Raw genomic sequence first — 23,199 nt, 5'->3', positions numbered from 1 at the left:
TGAACGACTCAGTTGCGCAGCTCTTGCACGAATCGGCTGGCGATCTCTTTTGGTCGGGTGATGGCACCACCAACCACGATACCCGTCACACCCATATCTTGGATTTTCTTTGCTTGTTTCGGGGTGTGGATCTTGCCTTCGGCTATCACTGGAACCTTTGCCGCAACCAATTGCTGGATCAATTGATAATCTGGTTCGTCAATGGTGGGACTATTCGCCGTATAGCCGGACAAAGTTGTACCAACAAAATCGACGCCCGCTTCAAAGGCATTGATGCCTTCCTCATAGGTGGCGATATCTGCCATGAGTAGTTGATGGGGATAAAGAGTTTTGATTTGTTTGATAAAGGCATTGACCGTCAAGCCATCGTGACGTTTGCGCAAGGTGCAGTCCAAAGCGATCACCGCAATCTGTAAAGCTGCTAATTCGTGCACCTCTTTGATGGTCGCTGTGATAAATGGTTCTTCAGGTGGATAGTCTTTTTTGATGATTCCGATGATCGGCAGATCAACAGCGGCTTGGATTTCGCGAATATCGCGAACGGAATTGGCACGGATGCCAACAGCTCCAGCTTCTTGAGCTGCTTTTGCCAATAGGGGCATAACACCGCCGTTTTCGGTATACAAGGGTTCTCCAGGCAATGCTTGACAAGAAACAATCAACCCGCCCTTGATTTGTTGGGTAAAGACTTCTTTTTCCATTTATATGACACTTCCCATTCTACTAAAGGTTCGTTTCTCCCTTCGACTATATCATGAGGTTTTTTGCTTGTAAATGAATCAACACCTCTTTGAATCAAAGGCAAGACATTCAAAAAACGTGCAGCAAGCATCATTGTCATGGATACTTGCTGCACGTAACGAATAGGCTAGGCAGATTTTTTATTCTGCTTGTTTTGACGTGCATTGCTTGAACTTTTCAAAATCGATCGTTTGATTAGCAGGCAGCACTTCGTATTGCAATCGTTCTGTTTCTTCATCGTGAATGATATGGAGGATTTTTCCTTCGTCATCTACTGGTCCCAGACTGATGATCGTAAAGCGTTCATTGATGACTTCTAAATTTTGTAAAACCCCAGAAAACACTTTGCGAATATGATGGGCGGTTTTGATTTTTTTGTCCGCTTTTTCAACAGCCTTGGCCAACGTAAAGCCTTCATCTAAAAACGTTTTGATCATTTCCACTTTGACGACCGTGGGCAGTCGGTATTTTCGTGGGGCATTTTCTTCTTGTGGGACCGATTGAATAAATCCTTTTTGTTCCCAATAACGCAATTGGCGAGGGGAGATATCACACATTTGGCTAAGTTCGCTGATGCCGACCAACAAGTTTTCATTATCAACGAGTTTTCGAAAAAGATGAGACATACGGACTCCATTCTTGTAAAGGTATTTGTTAATATTGTAACTTGTTTTACTTTTATGTCAAGTAGGTTGACAAATGTTAGGGAAAGATTTAAAGTAAAGAAGGTTTTATGAAAAATATACTGAAAAGAGTGTGAAATATGTCAACGAGTCGTCCTTTAGATATCTACGGCAAACCTTATAACCGTTCTTTACTGGTCATGGTTTTGCTGATCGGTACGTTTTGTACTGTTTTGAACCAAACATTGTTAACAACGGCTTTTCCAACTTTGATGGATGCCTTTGACATCTCAGCATCTGATGTTCAATGGCTGACCACTGGTTTCTTGCTGGTCAATGGGATCATGATCCCGATCACCGCATGGCTGATCAACAAGTTCAGCTCGAGAAGTCTTTACTTAACGGCAATGAGCATCTTCCTTGCTGGAACGATCGCTTGTTTTGCTGCACCGAACTTTTCTACATTATTGATTGGCCGCTTAGTGCAAGCTGCCGGTGTAGGGATCTCGATGCCGCTTTTGCAAAATATCATGTTGTCGATCTTCCCACCAGAAAAACGCGGTTCAGCCATGGGCATGTCAGGAATCGTTATTGGGTTAGCACCAGCCTTAGGCCCAACGTTATCTGGTTGGATCATTGATCATTATGACTGGCGCTATTTGTTCGGAATGGTCATTCCGATCGTCGTTTTAGTCTTAGTCTTAGCGCTCTTTCTAATGAAGAGTGTGATTGAATTGTCGCATCCGAAAATCGATCTGTTCTCAGCGATTTTATCAACCCTTGGTTTTGGTACATTGCTCTATGGCTTTTCAAGCGTCGGCGACAAAGGGTGGGGCAGTATTGAAGTAATCGGTTTTCTAGCAGCCGGTGTCTTTTTCATTGCTTTCTTTGCATGGCGTCAATTGCACATTGAGCATCCGTTCTTAGAGTTGCGCGTGTTCAAATCAACGACCTTTACCTTGGCGTCGATCCTTTCAGGGGTCACGAATATGGCGATGATCGGTGCTGAAATGGTTCTCCCATTGTATATCCAAAACATTCGTGGTGAGTCAGCGTTTCATTCAGGATTGATGTTATTGCCAGGTGCGTTGATCATGGGGATCATGATGCCGATCACTGGTGCGATCTTTGATAAGTATGGTGCAAAACGTTTAGCTATCACCGGGATGTTTATCTTGACTGCCGCAACCTTACCATTTGCTTTCTTAACAAAAGATACACCGATTTTGCATATCATCATTCTTTATGGGATTCGGATGTTCGGGATCTCAATGGTGATGATGCCAGTAACGACTTCAGGAATGAATGCCTTACCTGGTCATTTGATCAGTCACGGTACCGCGGTAAACAATACGTTCCGTCAAGTAGCCAGCTCAATTGGTACGGCTATCTTGATCAGTGTCTTGACAAACGTCACCAAGGGCAACTTGCCAAGTGATTCTTTGCTGGATGCAACGCCTTTGGCATACAAAGAAAAAGCAATTGAAGCGACTTTATCTGGCTACCATGCCGCCTTTTATGTGGCAGCGGTCTTTAGCTTCTTAGGATTCTTGATCGCCTTCTCCTTAAAGAAAAAAGAACCACGATTGACGGTTCTTGAAGGAGGTGCGGACAAATGATCTTGCTTTTGATCGTTCTTAGCGTGTTAGGGTTTGCAGTACTGAATGTCTTTGCCAAAAACAAGCTGCAAACAGGTTTATCATTGGTCTTAGGTCTAGTCTTCGTGGCAAGTGTCGTCGCATTGATGGCCAATTTGACCTATCATTTTGGAATGGAAAAAGAAACGACTGCTAAAACAACCCCACTGGTTTCTAGTGCCGATAACGAGAATTTTGATTTGCTATTGTATCAGCCATTAGGAGATGGTACGGAAAAAATCTACCTGTATAAAACGGATGCTGATCAAGAGGAACCAAAACAAACTGGTACTGATAAAGTGACCAATGTCGTGGAAACAGGGGCTGATTCAGCTCAATTAGAAACAAAAACGACGCGCTGGGTTTATAAAAGTGACCTATCACGCTTCTTGTTCGGAATCGCTGATAACGATGGCCAATATGTCAGCCGTACCAATACGTTCTCATTACCAGATTCATGGGAAGTCTTGAGTGTGGATCAAGCAAAAAAACTGGCTTCTTTAGCGAAAGAACAAGCAGACACTATGAAAACACAAGGACAAGCCTATGTCCAAGAAAAAATGCAAGCTGCATTAATGGCTGATCCAACGATGGATGAGGCAGCCCAAAAAGCAAAAATCGCTGAATTGACAGAAGCTTATCAAAAAGAAGCGATGGCAAAACTGCTGGAAGAAGCAAAAAAGTAAAAACGAGCAGATAGTCAGGGGAGGGAAGAATCAAATCGGATTCTTCTGTCCCTTTTTATATGGAACGTGATACTTTTGAAAAACGGCTACCACCAAAAAAAATCCCACACACTAGAAGTGAGTGGGATTCTCTTTAATCAAATGAGCACGCGGCAATCCGGTCGAAAGCTTCTTTCAATAAGTCCAACGATTGGGTGGCAGCTAAGCGAACATAGCCATCGCCGGTCGTTTCTCCAAAGGCTTTCCCAGGAATCATCAGCACACTGGTTTCCTTTAATAATTTCTCGACAAAGCTGACAGAGTCCAACCCCGTTTGTTCAATGTTGATGAAGGCATACATGCTTCCTTTGACTGGGGATAGGGAAAGGAACGGGATCTCAGCAACCCGTTGTTCAATGTAAGTCAGTCGTTCCTTAAAGACAGCAACCACTTGCGGCACGAGGGTATCATAGTGATTCAATGCGTAAATACCTGCCCGTTGTGAAGGAGTTGGTGCCGAATAGGCGATCGCCTCATTTATCAGTTTTGCCGTAAGATTGATCGATTCAGGTGCGATCATGTAACCGATCCGCCAGCCTGTCATGGCAAAGGCTTTTGAGAAACTGCTGAATGTGATGGTGTTCTCAGGTGCGAAGGCTGCCATCGGTACAAAGGTGTCATCAAAGCAAAAGGCTTCATAGACTTCATCTGAGAGGATTAGTAAGTCATGGTCAATGGCAACTGCTGCGATTTTTTCAAAAGTTTCTGGAGAAAAAACAGCACCAGTAGGATTGTTGGGTGAATTGATAATGATTGCACGGGTTTTCTCAGTGATAGCGGCCTTTAAAACCTCGACGTCGATTTGAAAGCCATCTTTTTCAAAGGTCGGAATAAAGACTGGCACACCACCGACTAGTTCGACTTGTTGTTTGTAAGGCGAAAAGTACGGTTCGTGAATAATCACTTCATCACCGGGATCAATGATGGCAGCCAAAGCTAAGTACATGCCATGCAATGCACCGACAGTTCCTCGTACTTGGCTAGGAGAAAAAGTAAGCTGGTATTGCTTTTGATAAAAATCAACGACGGTTTGGATAAAATCAGCACTACCGTCTGAAGCGGTGTATTTTGTATGACCCGCTTTGACGTCAGCAAAAGCTGCATCAATGATTGTCGCATCTGTAATCAAATCAGGATCACCAATCGACAAATCAATCAAATTTGGGGTTTTCTTCGCAAGAGTGGCGATCTCCATTAAAAGATTTTCTTCTGGTTGTAAAAAACGTTCTGCAATCAACGGACGGTTCATTTTGTCATCTCCAATTTCTATAAAACTTTGCTTAAAAAATCCTGTGTCCGCGCATTTTGCGGATGCTCAAAGATTTGTTCTGGTGTTCCTTGTTCTTGAATGATACCGTCAGCCATAAAGATGACACGATCGGCAACTTCTTTAGCGAAGCCCATTTCGTGGGTAACGACGACCATCGTCATGCCTTTTTCTGCCAAAGCTTGCATGACCGTCAACACTTCTCCAACCATTTCTGGGTCCAATGCTGAGGTTGGTTCGTCAAAGAGCATTACATCAGGATCCATTGCCAATGCTCTAGCAATAGCCACCCGTTGCTGCTGCCCGCCAGAAAGGCTAGAGGGGTAACTATCCGCTTTTTCAGCTAAGCCAACCTGCTCCAGCAATCCTTTCGCTGTCTCTTCGGCAGCAGCTTGCTCTTGCTGTTTGACTTTGATCGGGCTGATAGTCAGATTTTCTAACACCGTTTTATGAGGGAATAAATTGAAGCTTTGAAAGACCATTCCCATTTTTTGACGAATCTGATCGATTTTCACCCCTTTTGCCAATAAATCATTGCCTTCGAAGGTAATTTTCCCGCCAGTCGGCTGTTCAAGAAGATTCAAGCAGCGTAAGAAAGTACTTTTCCCACTTCCTGAGGGTCCGATGATCACAACGACTTCACCAGGTGTCACTTCAAGATCGATTTCTTTTAAGACGGTATTCTCGCCAAATGTTTTCACTAATTTTTCAACTTTAATCACTAGTTTTCATTCTCCTTTCAGCAACACCCAATAGACGTGAGAGGGCGAAGGTCAATACAAAGTAGATCAATGATACGATAACGTATGGTAAAAATGGTTTGAAGCTGGCCCCTTGAACGTCGCCTGTTTGGAAAATCAGTTCAGACACACCGATTACCGATACGACCGAAGACTCTTTGATGACCGTGACAAATTCATTTCCTAAAGCAGGCAAGATGTTTTTGATGGCTTGCGGGAAAATGATGAAGCGCATCGCTTGGATCTGATTCATTCCTAATGAACGAGCGGCTTCCAGCTGTCCTTTATTGACGGCATTGATCCCAGCACGAATGATTTCTGCCACATAGGCGGCACTGTTTAGTGCTAAGGCAATACAGCCAGCAGCTAATTTCGAAAGCTCTAAGCCTAACACGCCTGTTCCAAAGTATACAATAAATATTTGTACTAACAAAGGTGTTCCCCGAACATATTCAATATAGACAGCGGCAATGACTTTCAGTGCTTTTGACTTAGAAAGCTTCATAAAGGCTAATAAGCTGCCACCGATAGAGCCGAATAATACCCCAACCAAGGCTAGGAAGATCGTATAGCCAGTTCCAGTGATGTAAAAAGGCAGATATTTTTCCCAAAAGCTTTGCTCTTCATCGATCGTGCCTTCTTCGGTAAACATCAATCGATAGGCATCTTCTTTGTATTGGCTTAAAAGATCATTACTAATGATAGTTTCAATGGAGGAATTGAGTTTTTCCAGTAAAACTGGCGCTTCTTTCGAGATGGCGATCGCGGTCTCCTTCACGCCGTTTTCAAACGTGACATTTTCGGCTAATGCCAAGGTATCATTCGCCGTCACATAAGCTTCGGCGACGGGACCTTCCATCACGATCGCATCGATCTTGCGTGATTTTAGATTGGTGATCAAATCAGGCACCCTTTGCAAAGAGGTGACGGTCGAGCCAGTCAATTCTGTATTTGCCAGCTCTTCTTGTGTGGTTTGTCGTTGTGCACCGACAGCTACACCATCAAAATCAGCCGTCGATTGGAAACGATCCGCGTCTTCTGCTCGAACCAGGACGGTCTGTTGGACTTCCATATAGGTGTCAGTGAAATTGACTTCTTTACGGCGCTCATCCGTAGCAGCCATCCCAGAGATGACGACATCGATTTTACCCGTTTTTAGAGCCCCTAACAGCGCGTCGAACCCAAGCTCCTCAATTTTCAGATCGACCCCTAAGTCATCTGCAATTTTTTGGGCAATCGAGATATCGATCCCCACGATTTCATTTTTTCCATCAACATTGGCACGGAATTCATATGGTGCATAATCGGCAGATAAACCCACGACCAATACACCATTTTCTTTGACTTTTTCATAGATTGGATCGGTTTCTTCTGCATGTGCTTGTCCGACAAAGAAAAACGGCAGCAACGCTGTGATGATCCCTAATAAAACAGTACCCTTACTAAACCTTTTCATGTAAACGCCCCTTTAACTTTTTCTGCGCATCTATTAAAAATGCAAATAATAACTAATAAATGTATAAAAATACATATAAGTGATAGAAACTATCATAGCATAACATCAGTTGAAGTCAATAAGTCAGAGAAAAAAAGTCAAAAATTGTTGTAGAGCGTAAAACCATTTATTCAAATTATTTGCAATCCAAGGAAGAAGAAAGTGGAAAAGGAGCAGCAGCCATTTTCTATACCCATCTATTTGAAAGGATGCTTAGAAAATAACGGATAATGAAGAAAGAAAGCAGCTTCGCTTAAACGAGAAACAGAATCTGCAATGACAAAATAAAAAGTTGTCTGAAAAAAAGCGGCAAAAACGAAACATAAGACATTTTTTGGATTTCTTGCGATAATAAAAGAGAAGAGGAGGCGATAGAATGAAGGTCGTATTGATTCGACATGGTGAAAGCGAAGCAAATTTTGAAAATTACTGGACAGGGTGGCTGGATGTTTCTCTGACCGAAAAAGGCCGACAACAAGCTTGGGCTGCGGGGGAACAGATCAAAGCATTGGGGATTTCCTTTGATTTTGCCTTTGCATCTGTGCTGCAGCGAACGATCATCACTTGCGATGCCGTTCTGGAAGCCAGCAATCAGCTTTGGGTTCCTGTGAAAAAAACATGGCGCCTAAATGAACGTCATTATGGCCAATTAGTAGGGGTCAATAAAGATGAGATGGTGGCAAAGTATGGAAAAGAACAGGTGCAAAAATGGCGACGTGGATATGATGAACCGCCTTTATATGTGGAGGAAAATGATTTAGACCGACGCTATGATTCTTTAGACCCTCGCTTGATACCTAAGGGAGAAAATCTGGGGATGGTGGTGGCGCGAGTAGTCCCATTTTGGCAAGACCAGGTGGTTCCGTTACTTAAAGATCATAAGAATATTCTCATTACTGGTCATGGGAACAGCTTGCGGGCGTTAGTCAAATACTTGGAAGACGTGCCAAAAGATGCCATGGATACGATCGATATTCCTAACGCACAGCCGATCATTTATGAGTTTGATAGCCAAGCAAACTTGATTGAACGGGCGTAATAACGAACATTTAAAGAATAAACCACATTTTCGTTTGATGTTACATCGAAAATGTGGTTTTGTTGTGCTATAATAAGAAAAATTTTATGAAAGGCGGGAGGATATGAAAGCCGTATTAACCGTTATTGGAAAAGACAAGGTTGGGATCATTGCTGGTGTTAGCCAGAAATTAGCAGAATTAGAAATCAATATTTTAGATGTGTCCCAAACGATCATGGAAGATTACTTCACGATGATGATGCTTTTAAACATGGATGCCAATCAAGATTTTGATGGTGTTCGTGAGGAGCTTCACCAAATTGGTCGTACATTAGGTGTAAAAATCAGTATTCAAAATCAAGAGATTTTTGATACCATGCACAAATTATAGGAGGCACTATGGAGACAAATCAAATACTTGAAACCATTCGCATGGTGGAAGAAGAAAACTTAGATATTCGTACCATCACAATGGGGATCTCATTATTGGATTGTATTGACGCCGACATTGATCGTACCTGTGAGAAAATTTTTCAAAAAATTACAACAAAAGCGAAAGATCTTGTCAAAGTCGGCGAAGAGATCGAAAGTGAATATGGCATTCCGATCATTAACAAGCGGATTTCGGTTACCCCTGTAGCGATTGTAGTGGCAGCTTGCCAGCCGACACCCGCAGACTGTATCAAAGTTGCGAAGACCTTGGATCGAGCGGCGCAAGAAGTCGGAGTCAATTTCATCGGCGGCTATAGCGCACTAGTAGAAAAAGGCTATCAAGGCGGCGACCTTGCATTGATCGAATCGATTCCAGAAGCCTTGGCTCAAACCAATTTTGTCTGTTCGTCGGTCAATATTGGATCAACGAAAGCTGGGATCAACATGGATGCAGTACGTCTGATGGGAGAAACAGTCAAGAAGACGGCTGAGGCATCAGATATGGGCTGTGCGAAGCTCGTCGTCTTTGCGAATGCAGTGGAAGACAATCCCTTTATGGCGGGGGCTTTTCATGGGGTCGGTGAAGCTGATGTGGAAATCAACGTTGGTGTCAGCGGACCTGGTGTCGTCAAACGTGCCTTGGAAAAAGTCAAAGGCGAGTCCTTTGATGTCGTGGCGGAAACAGTCAAAAAAACAGCTTTCAAGATCACGCGGATGGGGCAATTGGTCGGGCGCGTGGCTTCAGAGCGCTTGGGCGTTCCATTCGGGATCGTCGATCTTTCGCTGGCGCCAACTCCTGCAGTCGGCGATAGTGTGGCATTGATTTTAGAAGAAATGGGTCTAGAATCTGTCGGTACCCACGGAACGACAGCGGCTTTGGCCTTGTTAAATGATGCAGTAAAAAAAGGCGGCGTAATGGCATGTAATCATGTTGGGGGGCTGTCGGGTGCCTTTATCCCCGTTTCTGAAGACGCAGGGATGATCAAGGCTGTAGAAACTGGTTTATTGAATTTAGAAAAACTTGAAGCCATGACGGCGATCTGTTCTGTCGGTTTGGATATGATTGCGATTCCAGGAGATACTTCTGCTGAGACGATCGCCGCAATGATTGCGGATGAAGCAGCGATCGGCGTCATCAACCACAAGACGACAGCTGTCCGAATCATTCCAGCGAAAGACAAAAAAATCGGCGACCGCATTGAATTTGGTGGATTATTAGGGACGGCACCAGTGATGAAAACCAATCCTGCACAGTCTACTGATTTCATTTTACGTGGGGGACGTATTCCCGCTCCGATCCATTCATTCAAAAATTAATTTGTACTCCTTTACTAGGAAAATATGATAAAATGACCTTTAAAAGACCGACCAAAATGCTGTCTTTTAAAGGTTTTTTAGTCATCTAACTATTTTTTTCATGCTTAAGGCGGATGTTTTATCATTTGAAATCGAATACAATGAAAGATAACACGATGAAAAGGGGTGGTAAAATGAAGAAAATCTTCCAACTTGGGATGTTGGTTTTTGTTGGTTTGATGGGATTTTTTATCCTTCAACCATCAATTGCCTTTGGACAGACATTTGTTCGTGATGATGCCGGGGTCCTTTCACAAGAGACGATCAAACAGATCGATGCTTTGAATAAAGAGGGCTTCCAATCATTAACTGGAGCGCCAGAATATGCTGTGATCACGATCCCTTCTTTAGATGGGCAATCGATTGAAGAGCGTAATTTGGAACTGTTCAATGAGTATGGTTTAGGAAATCCAGAGGACAATAATGGACTATTGTTTCTCTTTGCCATTGACGATCGTGAATTTCGTCTGGGTTATGGCGATGGACTATCCTATGTCTTCAGTGAGCTATCGGAAGATGATTTAGTGGATGAAGATGCCAAAGACGCATTACGAGATGAAGATTATGATACAGCGATATTGGCAGCTTCTAATGAAGTCTATCAGCGAATGAAAGAAGCGGATGAAACGATTGGTTTAGGGACGATCTATCAAGATGGCAAGCAAATGTTAGCAGAAAAACAGGCACAAGAAGCAGAAGCCACTAAGCAGATGTGGTTCACTATTGGTAAAATCGTCAGTGGTGTCGTAGCGGCAGCAGCTGCAGGCCTTGTCGGGTTCATCAGTTTTCGCCATCTTAAAACCAAACGGCGTTTTGAAGAGCACCTGCCATTGCCGAAACATCTGTTAGAAGATAGTCACTTCCAACAGAAAGATTTCTTGAAATGGGCTAGCAATAGAAAGAACTATCAGCGTTACCATCAGTATCAGACAGCAAAAGATTGTCAACAAGCATTTACGCAGTATGTGACGAGGACTTATGTGCCAGCGAAATTGACTTCGGTCACTGGATTGTCGACAGCGGATAAACGAGTCATCCAACACGGCTTGACGAATCCAGCAATTGGCGCCTATTTTTCAAACTTGCTGATGAAGAAACAAACCACGGTCAAACATTTCGGTCAGGTGATCCTTACACAACATGACACCTTAAAAACCTATGAAGCCCAATTAGGCAGGGAAGTGTCTGAACGGATGGCAGACTACGATTTGACTGATGCGGTGTTACCCGAAAATCTGCCTTTAGCAGATGCTTATCGAGCAGAAATAGCCAAGCAAGCCAAAGAAGAGATCAGAAGACGCAATGAGCAAGGGCGATACTTAGCTCAACTTGTGACGGAAAAAGCGACCTATCCTGAGATGGTACAAGCCATTCCAAAAGAAGTTTCTAATGTTCTAGCGGAAGTGAAAACAGATGCTTTGTTCCAAGTTGACTTGAAACAGGTTTATCAAAATCACCCAGATTTAGCAAATAAATTATCCTCATTTGATGCTTCTGATCGAGCAGCCGTTTTGAATAATGCTCGCCAAGAGTATGACCCCCATGGTATGAATATGGCGTTGTTCTTTGTAATGATGAATAATCATGTGACCCATCAAGAACAAGTCATTGCCGATACGCAAAGTTCTTCGAATGATTTTGGCGGCTTCAGCGGAGGAAGCAGTAGCGGTGGCGGTGTTTCTGGTAGCTGGTAATTTTTCGTAGTGAGGAACGTTCATTGTTCTGCAATACATTCGCTTGCATGTAGTTTGTGCAAGCGGAAGGATTGTATGGTCAATGGCGTTTTTTCTTGTAGAGGAAATCCCTTGATAAATAAGACAAACCAAACAAAGTGTGGTAAACTTTTTAGAGTTACTGAAAATGAATGGAACTTTCATTCATTTGAAAAAGGGAGAAAACGAGGGATATCATGTACCAATCTTACATATGGGATTTTGACGGAACACTTTACGACAGCTACCCAATCATGTTAAAAGCTTTTATCAAGACATTGAAGGAGTATGGCTTCGATCCAGATCCAGCGGAGATTTATTATATATTGAAAGATTCATCTTCCAAAAAAGTTGCTGAAAAATACAACTTAGATTTTCAAGAGTTCACTAAAGCATTCAAAGCAAATGAAGCGCTGGATGATCGTTTGCCGCTTTCCTTTGCAGGAACCAAAGAAACATTAGAAGCCGTGGTTGCTGCTGGCGGAAAGAACTACATTTTGACCCACCGCGATGTCGTCTCAACGAAAGAACTGTTAGAAAAAGAACAGATGGCAGACCTGATCGTTGAGATCGTTGGCCCAGAAAACAACTTCCCCCGCAAACCGGATCCAACTTCCCTGATTTATCTTGTTGAAAAGTATCAACTAGACAAAGATCAGACTGTCATGATCGGTGATCGCACGATGGATGTTTTTGCAGGACAAGGAGCAGGTGTCAAGACGATATTTTATGATATAGAAGGTCTCTTAAAAGATGTATCTGCCGACCATACCGTCCAATCAATGGCTGAAATACAAGAAATCATTAAGTCTTGAGAAATCAAGGCTTTTTTTGTGCATAGAAAGTAAGTCATTCAGTACTCATGATGAACGGTATAAACGTAGTTCTCATTGATCTTCTAGTCTCGGCACAACAAACCAAAAACAAGTCACACCATTTTTCGACTCAGCACCATATTCGAAAGCATGAGAAGTCAAAATGGTTTTTACGATCGCTAAACCGATGCCGGTTCCTTCTTTATGTCCTGCTTGATGTTGGACGCGTTGGTATCTTTCCCAAATAAGTTCGAGTTGTTCTGGAGGGATATCTTTTCCAGTATTGATGACAGCAACTTTTGTTCCTGCAGATGTATTCGTTAATTTGATTAAGAGTCGTTCATTTTTAGGTGTATGGTTGATGCCGTTGTTTATTAAATTACGCAAAACTTGTTCCATTTTGATGCGATCAAAGAGAGCATTTCCATTCGTACGATCTGCTTCAAAATCGACAGTGATGTCATATTGATTGGCGATCCCTCTTGCGTAAGCAACGACGGAGGAAACGACCTCGTATGTATTCCAGATTTCATTTTTAAGTTGTGTGTAGCCTGCTTGCATGATAGAGAAATCCATGATGTCATCGACCATAGCACTCATGCGGTGGGCTTCGCTGATAATTAGGTCCATATGTTCTTTTCGAAGGCGTTCGTCGCTTCCAGATACATCACGTACCATCTCCCCATAGCCAGTGATCAACGCGAGGGGGGAGCGTAGTTCATGAGAAACATTGGCAATCACTTCTTTGCGCAAGACGTCTACTCGCTGAAGTTCTGTGCTTAAGTCCGCAACCGATTCAGAAAGTGTACCTAATTCATCACTACGGTTAAGTTTGGGTACGGAATAAAGCTCGCCGTTGGTTAAGCGGATGATGGCTTCTTTGATGGTTTTGATCGGGCGAATAAAATGCTGTGCTAAAAAAAAGGAGATCGTTGACGCAAAAATAGTTAATATGATGGTGAATAGAAAGAGTTGCTGTCGATTTAAGCTTTGAAGCGCTTCGATTTGAGTGATCGTATTGGAGAGCAAAAGGGCAGCTGGGCGTTGGAAAAGAGTGGTAGGAACGCCAATAAGAATGGCAGAAGACTTTTCAAAGTCTTCTACAGCACTCAGGCTCTCACCATCAAGGACAGTTGGTGCGTGAGATAACAACCAGTTGTATTCGTTGCTCAACCCATCTATGTTTAATTGTTGGCCATTGTTAAATGCCGCCAGAATTTCGCCATCCGCGTCGACTAAGAAAAGAGTCCCAACGATCGTTTTACTGAGGAAAAGTAATGGCTCTTCTGGTAAATCATCTGGATTTACTGCCATTTCTTCAATAGCGGCAGCTGTTTCCTGAACTGTTTCTAAAAGTGATTCTTTCGTTACATTGATATAATTTGGTTCAAAGAGCAAAATTTGAACAGTCCACAAAAAAGCGATGCCAATGATGACCAGCAGCATATTGGCGGACCAAAGCCGCACGAGTAATTTACTTTTGATGTAAGTAAAACCTAACCGACTAGTCTTCATAATCAAATTTATACCCAACTCCCCATACCGTTTGGATCAACTCACGGTAATCCCCTAGACGCTCTCGCAAGGACTTGATGTGTGTATCCACTGTTCTGGTATCTCCAAAATAATCAAAGCCCCAGACACCTTCTAAAATTGATTCTCGGCTCAAAGCGATATGATTATTTTTCGTCAAATAGACCAGCAGATCGAATTCTTTTGGCGTAAGCGGCAGAGGATTCCCATTGATCGTTACAGTATGAGAAAAAACATTGACTTCGAGATCACCAAAAACGATCTTTTCGAACTGAAACTGACTGCTTCGTTTCAACACAGCTTTGATGCGAGCCATCAGCTCTTTAGGGCTAAATGGCTTGGCAATATAATCATCGGCACCAAGATTGAAGCCAAAGAGTTTGTCATACTCTTCCTTTCGAGCGGTAATCATAATGACTGGCGTGTTACAGCTGCCTCTGATTTCCGAAAGCGTCTGAAAGCCATCTTTTCCCGGCATCATGACATCTAGGAGGATCAAATCGAATGAATGATTGGTTAATTTTTCCAAAGTTTCTTTTCCATCCGCTGCCTCAAAACATAGATACCCTTCGATCTCCGCATAAGTTTTCACTAAGGCACGCATATGAGTATCATCATCAACGATCAATATTTTTTGCAAATTTATTCACATCCTTAAAAATAATTTATATTTTTTAAAGTATATCACAGCATAATCGCTGATTTAATAGGAAAATGACTCTTTGAAAAATAATTGTTCTTTCCCTCACAAGATCATCACAAATACCCAATACTATAGAGGTATATTCAATCGAAAGGAGCGCTTTGGCGATGTATGACTATCATATGGTCAGAAAGAAAAAAGCAAAGAAAAATCGTAAGCTAGTCGGTCATTGGTTATACATAATCAGTCTTGCGCTTTTTATGGGGTTTTCTGCACGTTTGATTTACATTGTTCAAGTCGGCGTGATTGCAGGCGTCTCTTTGTCTGAAAGAATAGAAAATTTGTATTATAGTTCAAGATCGATCGAAACAAGTCGAGGGGCGATTTTTGATCGGCAGGGGACAGTGATCGCACAAGATATTCTTTCCTATACTGTTCGAGCGGTTCTTTCTGAAGATTACATTGACAATGGACGACCCATGTATCTAGACAGAGCGCGCTTTGAGGAGACCGCAACGATTCTTTTGGAGTATTTACCTATTTCTAACGAGCAAGTTTTGTCAATCTTGTCAGATGGTGCGAATCAAACAGATCCGCCTGTCTTTCAAGTGGAATTTGGCAATGTTGGCAGTGGTCTAAGTGTGACTACTCGAAATCAAATCGAAGCGGCGTTTGATGCAGCTGGAATCAACGGTATCTATTTCGATGCTCGTTCAAGTCGCAGTTATCCGAATGGTATCTTTTCTTCACATTTGATAGGGACAACGTCAGATGATGAAGAGATTCGAGTCGGTGTTTCTGGATTAGAATATGTACTGAACGACTTTTTGAAGAATCAAAATGGGCGAGAGTCCTTTCAAGTCAATGCTTCAGGGAATCCTGTTCCCGCAACCAATCAAACCGTAGAAGAAGGAGTAGATGGGAATGATGTTTGGACGACATTAGATGCTCATCTGCAGTTATTCACTGAATCAGTGATGGATGAAGTTATGGAACAAACACGACCAGAAAATCTAACGGCTTTATTGATGGATGCGAAAACTGGGGAGATTTTAACGATGGCTCAAAGACCTAGTTTTCATCCAGAGACCCAAGAAGGAATTGCGGATGAACACTTTATTTGGCGTAATCTTTTTACGGAAGAGATGTATGAACCTGGTTCGACCTTGAAGCTGGCAACCGTTGCGGCCGCTATTGATGAAGGCGTTTTTGATCCGACGGAACGCTACAATCCTGTGAGTATGCAGATTGAAGATCGAGTCATCAATGACCACGACTCAGGAGCAAATGGTGAGTTGACGATGCGGCAAGCGTTAGCTTGGTCAAGCAACACTGGGATGGTTCGACTTCAGCAACGGATCGGTTTTGATCATTGGGCACAGTATTTAACTGATTTTGGACTAGGGAAAGTTACAGGAAGTGAGCTTCCTGGGGAAGTGCCTGGGATCTTACCTTCAAGAAATCGGGTGGATTATGCCATGAGTTCCTATGGCCATGCGATCGGCGTCAATCAGATGCAGATGATGCAGCTATTTAGTGCATTTGCCAATGGTGGCGAGATGATACGTCCGCAATTGATTCGGCGAGTAGGGGAAGAGACCCAAGTTTTTCCAGAAGTCGTTTCCCAGCCTATTTCACAAGCAGCAGCTGATGCTGTTTTAGAATACATGACCGATGTAGTGACGGATGAACGTTATGGCACCGCTTATGATGTATACCAACTGACGAACCATGAGATTTCTGTCAAAACTGGGACTGCTCAGATCGCCAATGAGAATGGTCAAGGCTACATGACGGGAGAGTTTGATTATATTTATTCGGCGGTCTCCATCTACCCAACCGATGATCCACAGTTTATTCTTTACCTCACTATCAAGCGACCAGAAGAATACGATCGACATACATTAGCTAAAATCGCCAATCCCTTGATGGAGCGTTCGATGGCGCTGCAAAGTTTTCGTGAGTAAAAAAAGTTTCTTAACAGGAGCTTAAAAAGACCTAGATCATCTAAGAAATTTCATACTACAGCTGGTCAACTTCCCACAGGAATGATAGTCTTTAGAAAAGACAAGAAGGGTGCATCAGCGATCCAATCTAGGGATGAATGAATGGATAAACGATCGTGCTAAAGTTAACACATAAAGATTCATTGACGGAGGTGTCATATGAAAAAAATTAAATTTTTAATCAAAAGCATTTTTCTCATCGGGCTTCTTTATTTTGCAAGCCAGATGATCACATGGCAAGACGGGCGCTTGGCATTTCGTGATGCCCGACTCAACGAGATCACTCAATCTCTCTCGTCCCAATTTTCTCTTTCACAAGACACTTCAGCAAGGCCAGCGGCAGAAACGCCTGCCCAGACATATTTATATAATGAATCACGACAAGTGATCGAAGAAACCTTTGGGGAAGCGATCAATGAATCAGCGAATCGGTATGGACTGAACTGGACTTCCTATCACGATGATTTTCGTAACTTCATGATGGTGATGTACGATGAACATGATATTGCGCAAGGGATCTATACGAATCAAGATACGATTCTTATCGATGACACGCTAGGTATCGGGTCTTCAAAAGCAAATGTTCGTAATCAGATGGGGACGCGTCAAGAAAGTCTACAACGAGGATCACGACGGTATCGCATCGATTCGGATGCCGACTATGATCTGTTCTTGCAAGACGATCAATTGATTACTTTTTTCTATGATGTTCATGCCGAAGATACAGTGACTGCGATCCAAATCATCAATCGCTCCCTAGAAACACGCCATGCGAATGATTTTCGCCAAAATCAAACCGCCATTTTAAGCGGTTTACGAACACAGTTATTTGAATTAACGAATGCCACCCGAGTGAAATTTGGTTTGTCACCCCTTGGTTTCAGCGAAGCAACCAGTGAGACTGCCGTGAAGCATAGCCAAGACATGGCAGAACATCGATACTTTGACCATATCGGGTTAGATGGATCGACTCCATCTGATCGGATGCAAGAAGACGGGATCAGCTTCACTGCTGCAGGGGAGAATTTGGCATTTGGCCAGGCCAGCAGTATTTACGCCCATCAAGGTTTAATGAATTCAGAGGGACATCGTGCAACGATTCTAAACGATGAGTATCAATTTCTCGGGATCGGTATTGCGATCGATACCAGCGAACAGCCATATTATACAACGTTGTATCACCGAGGATCTGCGTCGTAAATTCCTGAATTGCGTGAAACTGATTAGTTAAAAAACTCTGCTCATTTGAGATTGCTGCGTTAGCAGCATCAAGTGAGCAGTGTTTTTTGTCGATAAAATGGTGTGCAGCAGTATTGTTTAGTTTTGACGGTAGGCATGAGGAGAGCACTGATACTTCTTTTGAAACAGCTTATAGAAGAATGAGACATTTTTATAGCCGACTTGGTGTGCGATTTGTTCCACAGGTAGGGAAGAGTTTCTCAACAATAAACTGGCTTGATTGAGTTTTAATTCTTGAAGGATCGTCACAAAGGATCGACCAAGCTGCTGACTGATACGGCGACTCAAATAGCTCGGGTTGTATCCAAATGTCTCCGCAACCGAAGCTAGTGTGCAAGTAGCGAAATGTTTCTCCAGATAGTCCAACACTTCTCCGAGGTACAATTGGTCACTGTTTTGCGACTCGATCCGTTGTTTTTCTTGGAAATTACGAACAAGTTCGGAAAAAATAATGATCATATAGGAATGGATGACCTCATGAGAACCGAAGGAGGGATTGAAGAACTGGGCCAAGACCCCGAAAATCGCATCAATCAAATAGTCGTTGTTACTCGTTTCAAACACTAAGTATTGATTGTGCTTTTGGCTTTCAGATAACGCATTGATGGCAAAATCGGCGATCATGCTATTGGAGGCCAACCGACTGAGCATCTGGGTGGAAAAGTACTCTTTGCTGATCAAAAAGTTAATAACAATGTCGTCTTGATTTGTTTCGATAATTTGGTGGATCACCCCAGTATCTAGTAAGCAAAAGTCACCTGCCTTTAGGATCACTTTTTTCTCATTGATCATGATCGTGACTGTTCCAGAAAAAACATAATTCATTTCGATAAAATCATGCTGATGTAGTGGCGTAGAAGAAAAGCGTGCATGTTTTAAAATCAAGAGCTGGCTTGTCTTAAGAAATCCGCTATCCTGCGGTCGTTTTCGTATGAGACGAGAAAGGTGTTTTTCGAAGGTATATTGGTAAATTGGCTCATTTTTCTCAGTGTAGACTTTCTTGAAATCCTCATAATTGTATGGAAGGGTTTGCGTCTTTTTAAGGGCTATTTCTTCAGTAGTCGTCAATTGTTGTAACTGCTGCAGAATGTTTTGTTTATCCATCGCTTTCTCCTTAGGTAAAAAATAGTCAATGAAATAGTAGAGTATCGTCATTGAAGACAGGTAGAGATAGTATATAATACTTGTATGGTAGCGTTATCAATTATCATAATCCGGATGATAATAATAGTCAATAGTACCAGCAAATTCGAAAGAAATGGGGAATCACCATGAACCACGACAAACCATCATTAGGGGATAAGATCCAAAGTACCCTTGGTCCATTTGCAAGTAAAGTCAATGGGAATATTTATATTACTTCAGTTAGGGATGCAATGTTAGCTTACATGCCATTCACCTTTATTGCGTCGATCTTTTTGATTATTGCTTTTTTTCCGATCCAACAAGTGACCGATTTTATTACTATTGTGTTGCGAACAGAAGATGCTAGTGTCTGGCAAGAGAAATTGCTCTATGTCAACAATGCCACACTCGCAATCGGTGGTTTGCTAGTTGTCATTTCCCTCGCAAAATCACTGGCAGAAAAACTTGAAACAAATGTTTTGCAATGTGTCTTAACTGCTTTTGTTTCCTTTTTACTATTAACACCGTTGGATGCAATGGAAGCAGGGACTTTTTTAGATATCACCCGCGTTAGCGCGCAATCGATGTTTTTAGCGATTATTGTCGGTATTTTTAGTACAGTTCTTTATAAAAAAATTGAGGGCAAAGGAATCAAAATCAAAATGCCAGCAGCGGTACCACCAGCTGTTTCTGGTCCATTCGAATCGGTGATTCCATCTTTTCTTGTCATCACGACGATTTGGGTCATCCGACTCATCATCGAAGCCTTATTTAACAGTGATGCCATGACGTTGATCAATGGGACCCTTGGGATTCCATTAACTATGTTAGGTGGCTCCCTAGTTGGAATGGTCGTTGTGAAAATTTTCGAGCAATTCTTGTGGTTTTTTGGCCTTCATGGAACTTCGATCATTCAAGCAGTGATGGACCCAATCCATCAAGTCCTTGAAGATCAAAATCGTGTGGCATCAGTGGCGGGAGAGATTCCAACGAATATTATCAGTATGAGCTTTCGGAATCATTTTGCCTCGATTGGGGTCGTCGGTGCGATCATTGCTATTTTGATCGTAGCAAAAAGCAAACAGTACAAAGAGGTTGGAAAAATTGCTAGTGTTCCTTATATTTTCAATATCGGTGAACCAGCGTTGTTCGGGATACCGTTAATGTTGAATTTCAGTTTTCTCATTCCCTTTGTTTTTGCGAATGCCGTCACAACGATCGTCGCTTACTTTGCCTTTTATTTCGGGTTAGTCCCGATCCCAACAGGGCTTGCACAAATTCCTTGGACGACTCCGCCGATCATTAGCGGCTATTTTGTCACTGGTAGTATCATGGGCGCATTGTTACAAATCGTCTTGATCGTGATCGCAACGATGATTTGGTTGCCATTTATCAAAGTTGCTGATAAGCAAATCTGTATTGAAGAAGCACAATAACCCACGAAAGGAGCAGCGTATGAAAGAAACGATAACCATCAACGGGAAGACAAAGCCATTAACAGTGGATTTAAATGATCCGGTCCTTATTGAGTGGTCAATGACCAATCACCAAGGCTATCGATTGCAACTCTTCAATGAACAGCAGCAAGCAGTGTATGACGTTTCCAACATAGCCGCTTCTGAGAATAAACTGGCGGTCCATTTACCACAGCATCCACAGCGAAAAAAATATCAAGTCAAATTGACAGCAGGAGCAGGAAACGATGTCACCATTTACAGCAGTGTGTTTTTCACGATAGAAAAGCGTGAGCAACCTAAAGAAACCATGGGCAAGTGGATCACTCGCTTAGATGATCCAATTAAAAAAGAACGGTTTTATTTTTCAGAAGAGAAAAATAGCTGCTTGTCCCGCTCCTTCACACTGGAAAAGTGTCCTTCCTATGCAGTGATCGATTGCTGCGGGCTTGGTTTTTATCGCTTGTCTGTTAATGGAAAAACGGTATCAGATGTTTATTTAAACAGTGATGTAACGAACTATGATCGAGTCGTCTATTATGATACTTATGAATTAACTGATTTTTTACAGGAGGGAGACAATCGGATCGAAGTTGAACTTGCGAATGGCTGGTACAACCCTGCTCCGATTGAAATTTTAGGTCGGTATAACATCCGCAAACAACTAGCGATCGGTAAACCCTGTTTCTGGGGGGAGCTTCAGTTAAATGACGGGGGAGAGAATCGCTACATTTACTCAGACAATCAGTGGCAAAGTAGTTTTGGGCCTTATTTGCAAAACAATCTTTATATAGGAGAAATCGTTACCGATGTACCTGATCCTCGACCAGAAGGAAAAACGGTACAAATTGCTGGTCCCGCGGGACGTTTTAAGCCAAGCTTTATTCCTAAAATCAAGCGCACACAATCGATCGTTCCCCAAAAAATGACCGAAACTGCAGCGGGACTGCTTATTGACTTCGGTCAAATCATCAGCGGTCAATTTGCTTGTACACTTGAGAAAGATTTCATTGGTCAGATCAGAATCAGCTATGCAGAAACATTAGATGAGCAAGGCAACCCAGATTATACGTCTACGATCAGTGGAACTTATGGCGTCTACGATCCCTATGAAGGGAAGCAGCCAGATGATCCCATCGTTCAACGAGACATCATTGAGAAAACGGCAGCGAGGACGTTCGTTTTTGAAAACCGCTACACGTATCATTCCTTTCGCTATGCGTTGATCGAGACGAAACCTGCTAACAACCTTCAAGCGATTGTGGGCGCAATCAAAGCCTATCGCCTGCATACGGATGTGAAATCGTTGGTAACCCTTGAAACCTCCGATCCCTTCTTGAATCAGTTATGGGCGGTTGGCCAAGCCACGCGGTTGAACAACATCCACTCGTATTTTGAGGACTGCACCCGTGAGCGGTTCGGATATGGCGGAGACATCGTCGCTTTATTGCCAACACAGATGGCAGATCTGGCGATTGAGCCGTTGTTGGAAAAAGTGTTGTGGGATTTTGCCAACGACCAACGACCGGATGGTGCAATGACTGCAACTGCGCCATTTGTAGGAATCATGACAAATGGTCCATCAAATGGTGGTGGTGCGTTAGGGTGGCAATTGGTAGTTCCAGAGCTTGCTTTGGCATTGGTGAAGACCTATGGGAAACAAGCAGTGGTTGCCAAGCTGCGTCCACACTTGGAACGGCATCTCAACTATTTACTCGCTTTTGATTTTGATTATATCGCCCAGTGCTGCCTCGGTGATTGGGGAGCAATTGATGAAACTCAGCAAAACGGGGTCATTACTTCGCCAGATCAGTCCTTTTGCTCTGCCTGCATGTATCTGCTTTTACTACAGCGTTACCAAGAATTGATCGACTTGAGGATCATTGGTAACGAGGACTATTGTCAGCGAGTGACAGCAGCGATCCAGTATACGACACAGCAAATCAAACAGCAGTTTTCTAAAGGAAATGAGCAATACGGTGCGGATACCTTGTCTAGCATGATCTTTGCAATGAAAACAGGACTCAGTGAGAAAAAACAAATCTTGCCAAAATTAGTACAAAGGATCAAGCAGCAAGAGGGTATTTTCTCTTTCGGCATCTTCGGGATGGCATGGAGTTATCAGTTGCTGGCTGAAGCTGGCTATAATGATATTATTTTTGATTGGTTAACGAGGAAATCTGCACCTAGTTATGCAGCAATGTTGGCAAGCGGAAACGGCACTTTGATGGAACATTTTCCAACGCCGCAACATTCAGCCACTTACGAGGGTTCGTTGAATCATGCCATGTTTGCTTCTTATGGGTATTGGTTTGTCCGTCATTTATTAGGCATTCAGATGACAAGCGCTGGGATACTGATACAACCAGCCTTCGATGTACCTGTAGCCCATGTCAAAGGCTCCTTACAAAGTACGTTTGGATTAGTAACTTTAAGCTGGGAAAAGACTGATCGTACCGTTCGCTTAACGGTGGAGTTGCCACGAACATGTGGTTATGAAATCAGTCAGATGAAAGGTTTTAGAAAAGCCAGCGAGAAAATAGAGGATGAGGGGAGCCAAAAGAAAGTTACCTGTCACTATACGATTACTTCTTAGCTAGTGAAAAAGTCGACACGTGGAAAGTGTTGACTTTTTTTC

19 protein-coding genes are annotated in these 23,199 nt (G+C 42.8%); 11 read left to right on the top strand and 8 right to left on the bottom strand.

The window, feature by feature from the left end; all coding sequences use genetic code 11:
• Positions 1-8: 8 nt before the first annotated feature.
• Positions 9-701 carry an N-acetylmannosamine-6-phosphate 2-epimerase gene (locus tag IGI96_RS17345; protein ID WP_015509858.1) on the bottom strand — a complete coding sequence of 231 codons (693 nt, stop codon included), beginning with the start codon at positions 699-701 and terminating at the stop codon, positions 9-11.
• A 180-nt stretch (positions 702-881) separates the two neighbouring features.
• On the bottom strand, positions 882-1,367 hold the full coding sequence (locus tag IGI96_RS17340) for a MerR family transcriptional regulator (RefSeq protein ID WP_005230125.1): 486 nt from the start codon (positions 1,365-1,367) through the stop codon (positions 882-884).
• 137 nt (positions 1,368-1,504) lie between these two features.
• Between IGI96_RS17340 and IGI96_RS17335 the strand changes: the two genes are divergently transcribed.
• Both IGI96_RS17335 and IGI96_RS17330 read left to right on the top strand, forming a co-directional pair.
• Positions 1,505-2,983 (top strand): MDR family MFS transporter, encoded by a 1,479-nt coding sequence (locus IGI96_RS17335; protein WP_015509856.1) that lies wholly within the window; start codon positions 1,505-1,507, stop codon positions 2,981-2,983.
• Entirely contained in the window at positions 2,980-3,687 is a 708-nt protein-coding gene (locus tag IGI96_RS17330) for a DUF4811 domain-containing protein (RefSeq protein WP_005230129.1), read from the top strand. The genes IGI96_RS17335 and IGI96_RS17330 overlap by 4 nt, the downstream gene beginning before the upstream one ends.
• Positions 3,688-3,820: 133 nt before the next feature.
• Here the strand turns inward: IGI96_RS17330 and IGI96_RS17325 are convergent, their stop codons facing one another.
• Genes IGI96_RS17325 through IGI96_RS17315 form a run of 3 tightly spaced genes read right to left on the bottom strand, consistent with a single transcriptional unit; the run spans position 3,821 to position 7,189 of the window.
• The gene (locus tag IGI96_RS17325; protein WP_115232426.1) at positions 3,821-4,975 is read right to left on the bottom strand and encodes a pyridoxal phosphate-dependent aminotransferase; all 1,155 of its coding nucleotides are present in this window, start codon (positions 4,973-4,975) and stop codon (positions 3,821-3,823) included.
• A gap of 17 nt (positions 4,976-4,992) precedes the next feature.
• Complete coding sequence (locus IGI96_RS17320; protein ID WP_005230134.1) at positions 4,993-5,715, bottom strand: amino acid ABC transporter ATP-binding protein; 723 nt, start codon at positions 5,713-5,715, stop codon at positions 4,993-4,995.
• The gene (locus tag IGI96_RS17315; RefSeq protein WP_438785391.1) at positions 5,708-7,189 is read right to left on the bottom strand and encodes an ABC transporter substrate-binding protein/permease; all 1,482 of its coding nucleotides are present in this window, start codon (positions 7,187-7,189) and stop codon (positions 5,708-5,710) included. The genes IGI96_RS17320 and IGI96_RS17315 overlap by 8 nt, the downstream gene beginning before the upstream one ends.
• 415 nt (positions 7,190-7,604) lie before the next feature.
• On the opposite strand from IGI96_RS17315, the gene IGI96_RS17310 reads away from it, so the two are divergent.
• From IGI96_RS17310 to IGI96_RS17290, 5 genes are all read left to right on the top strand, one after another.
• Complete coding sequence (locus IGI96_RS17310; protein ID WP_270288024.1) at positions 7,605-8,267, top strand: 2,3-bisphosphoglycerate-dependent phosphoglycerate mutase; 663 nt, start codon at positions 7,605-7,607, stop codon at positions 8,265-8,267.
• Positions 8,268-8,370: 103 nt separating this feature from the next.
• Positions 8,371-8,637, top strand: coding sequence for an ACT domain-containing protein (locus tag IGI96_RS17305; RefSeq protein ID WP_005230142.1), 267 nt, complete (start codon positions 8,371-8,373; stop codon positions 8,635-8,637).
• A gap of 8 nt (positions 8,638-8,645) precedes the next feature.
• Positions 8,646-9,995, top strand: a complete 1,350-nt coding sequence (locus IGI96_RS17300) for a PFL family protein (protein WP_270288023.1) — start codon at positions 8,646-8,648, stop codon at positions 9,993-9,995.
• 140 nt (positions 9,996-10,135) lie between these two features.
• Entirely contained in the window at positions 10,136-11,728 is a 1,593-nt protein-coding gene (locus IGI96_RS17295) for a TPM domain-containing protein (protein WP_333493927.1), read from the top strand.
• 215 nt (positions 11,729-11,943) lie between these two features.
• Positions 11,944-12,561 carry an HAD-IA family hydrolase gene (locus IGI96_RS17290; RefSeq protein WP_005230151.1) on the top strand — a complete coding sequence of 206 codons (618 nt, stop codon included), beginning with the start codon at positions 11,944-11,946 and terminating at the stop codon, positions 12,559-12,561.
• 72 nt (positions 12,562-12,633) lie between these two features.
• Here IGI96_RS17290 and IGI96_RS17285 read toward each other — a convergent pair whose 3' ends face one another.
• Together IGI96_RS17285 and IGI96_RS17280 are read right to left on the bottom strand one after the other, a co-directional pair.
• On the bottom strand, positions 12,634-14,076 hold the full coding sequence (locus IGI96_RS17285; RefSeq protein WP_016611114.1) for a sensor histidine kinase: 1,443 nt from the start codon (positions 14,074-14,076) through the stop codon (positions 12,634-12,636).
• Entirely contained in the window at positions 14,066-14,734 is a 669-nt protein-coding gene (locus IGI96_RS17280) for a response regulator transcription factor (protein WP_005230154.1), read from the bottom strand. Before IGI96_RS17280 ends, IGI96_RS17285 begins: the two co-directional genes overlap by 11 nt.
• 170 nt (positions 14,735-14,904) lie before the next feature.
• On the opposite strand from IGI96_RS17280, the gene IGI96_RS17275 reads away from it, so the two are divergent.
• Both IGI96_RS17275 and IGI96_RS17270 read left to right on the top strand, forming a co-directional pair.
• Positions 14,905-16,704, top strand: coding sequence for a penicillin-binding transpeptidase domain-containing protein (locus tag IGI96_RS17275; RefSeq protein ID WP_270288021.1), 1,800 nt, complete (start codon positions 14,905-14,907; stop codon positions 16,702-16,704).
• Positions 16,705-16,902: 198 nt separating this feature from the next.
• Entirely contained in the window at positions 16,903-17,943 is a 1,041-nt protein-coding gene (locus tag IGI96_RS17270; protein WP_270288020.1) for a CAP-associated domain-containing protein, read from the top strand.
• 117 nt (positions 17,944-18,060) lie between these two features.
• Here the strand turns inward: IGI96_RS17270 and IGI96_RS17265 are convergent, their stop codons facing one another.
• Positions 18,061-19,086: an AraC family transcriptional regulator gene (locus IGI96_RS17265; protein ID WP_010749643.1), complete on the bottom strand. Its 1,026-nt coding sequence runs from the start codon at positions 19,084-19,086 to the stop codon at positions 18,061-18,063.
• A gap of 167 nt (positions 19,087-19,253) precedes the next feature.
• Between IGI96_RS17265 and IGI96_RS17260 the strand changes: the two genes are divergently transcribed.
• Both IGI96_RS17260 and IGI96_RS17255 read left to right on the top strand, forming a co-directional pair.
• Positions 19,254-20,543 (top strand): PTS sugar transporter subunit IIC, encoded by a 1,290-nt coding sequence (locus IGI96_RS17260; protein ID WP_128432641.1) that lies wholly within the window; start codon positions 19,254-19,256, stop codon positions 20,541-20,543.
• A gap of 19 nt (positions 20,544-20,562) precedes the next feature.
• On the top strand, positions 20,563-23,157 hold the full coding sequence (locus tag IGI96_RS17255; RefSeq protein WP_270288019.1) for a family 78 glycoside hydrolase catalytic domain: 2,595 nt from the start codon (positions 20,563-20,565) through the stop codon (positions 23,155-23,157).
• Positions 23,158-23,199: the final 42 nt, after the last annotated feature.

The organism is Enterococcus sp. DIV0421, assembly GCF_051713745.1.
Classification (GTDB): Bacteria; Bacillota; Bacilli; order Lactobacillales; family Enterococcaceae; genus Enterococcus_D; species Enterococcus_D casseliflavus.
Note: the sequence above shows the minus strand (reverse complement) of the source record. Positions and strands in the feature narration are given on the sequence as shown.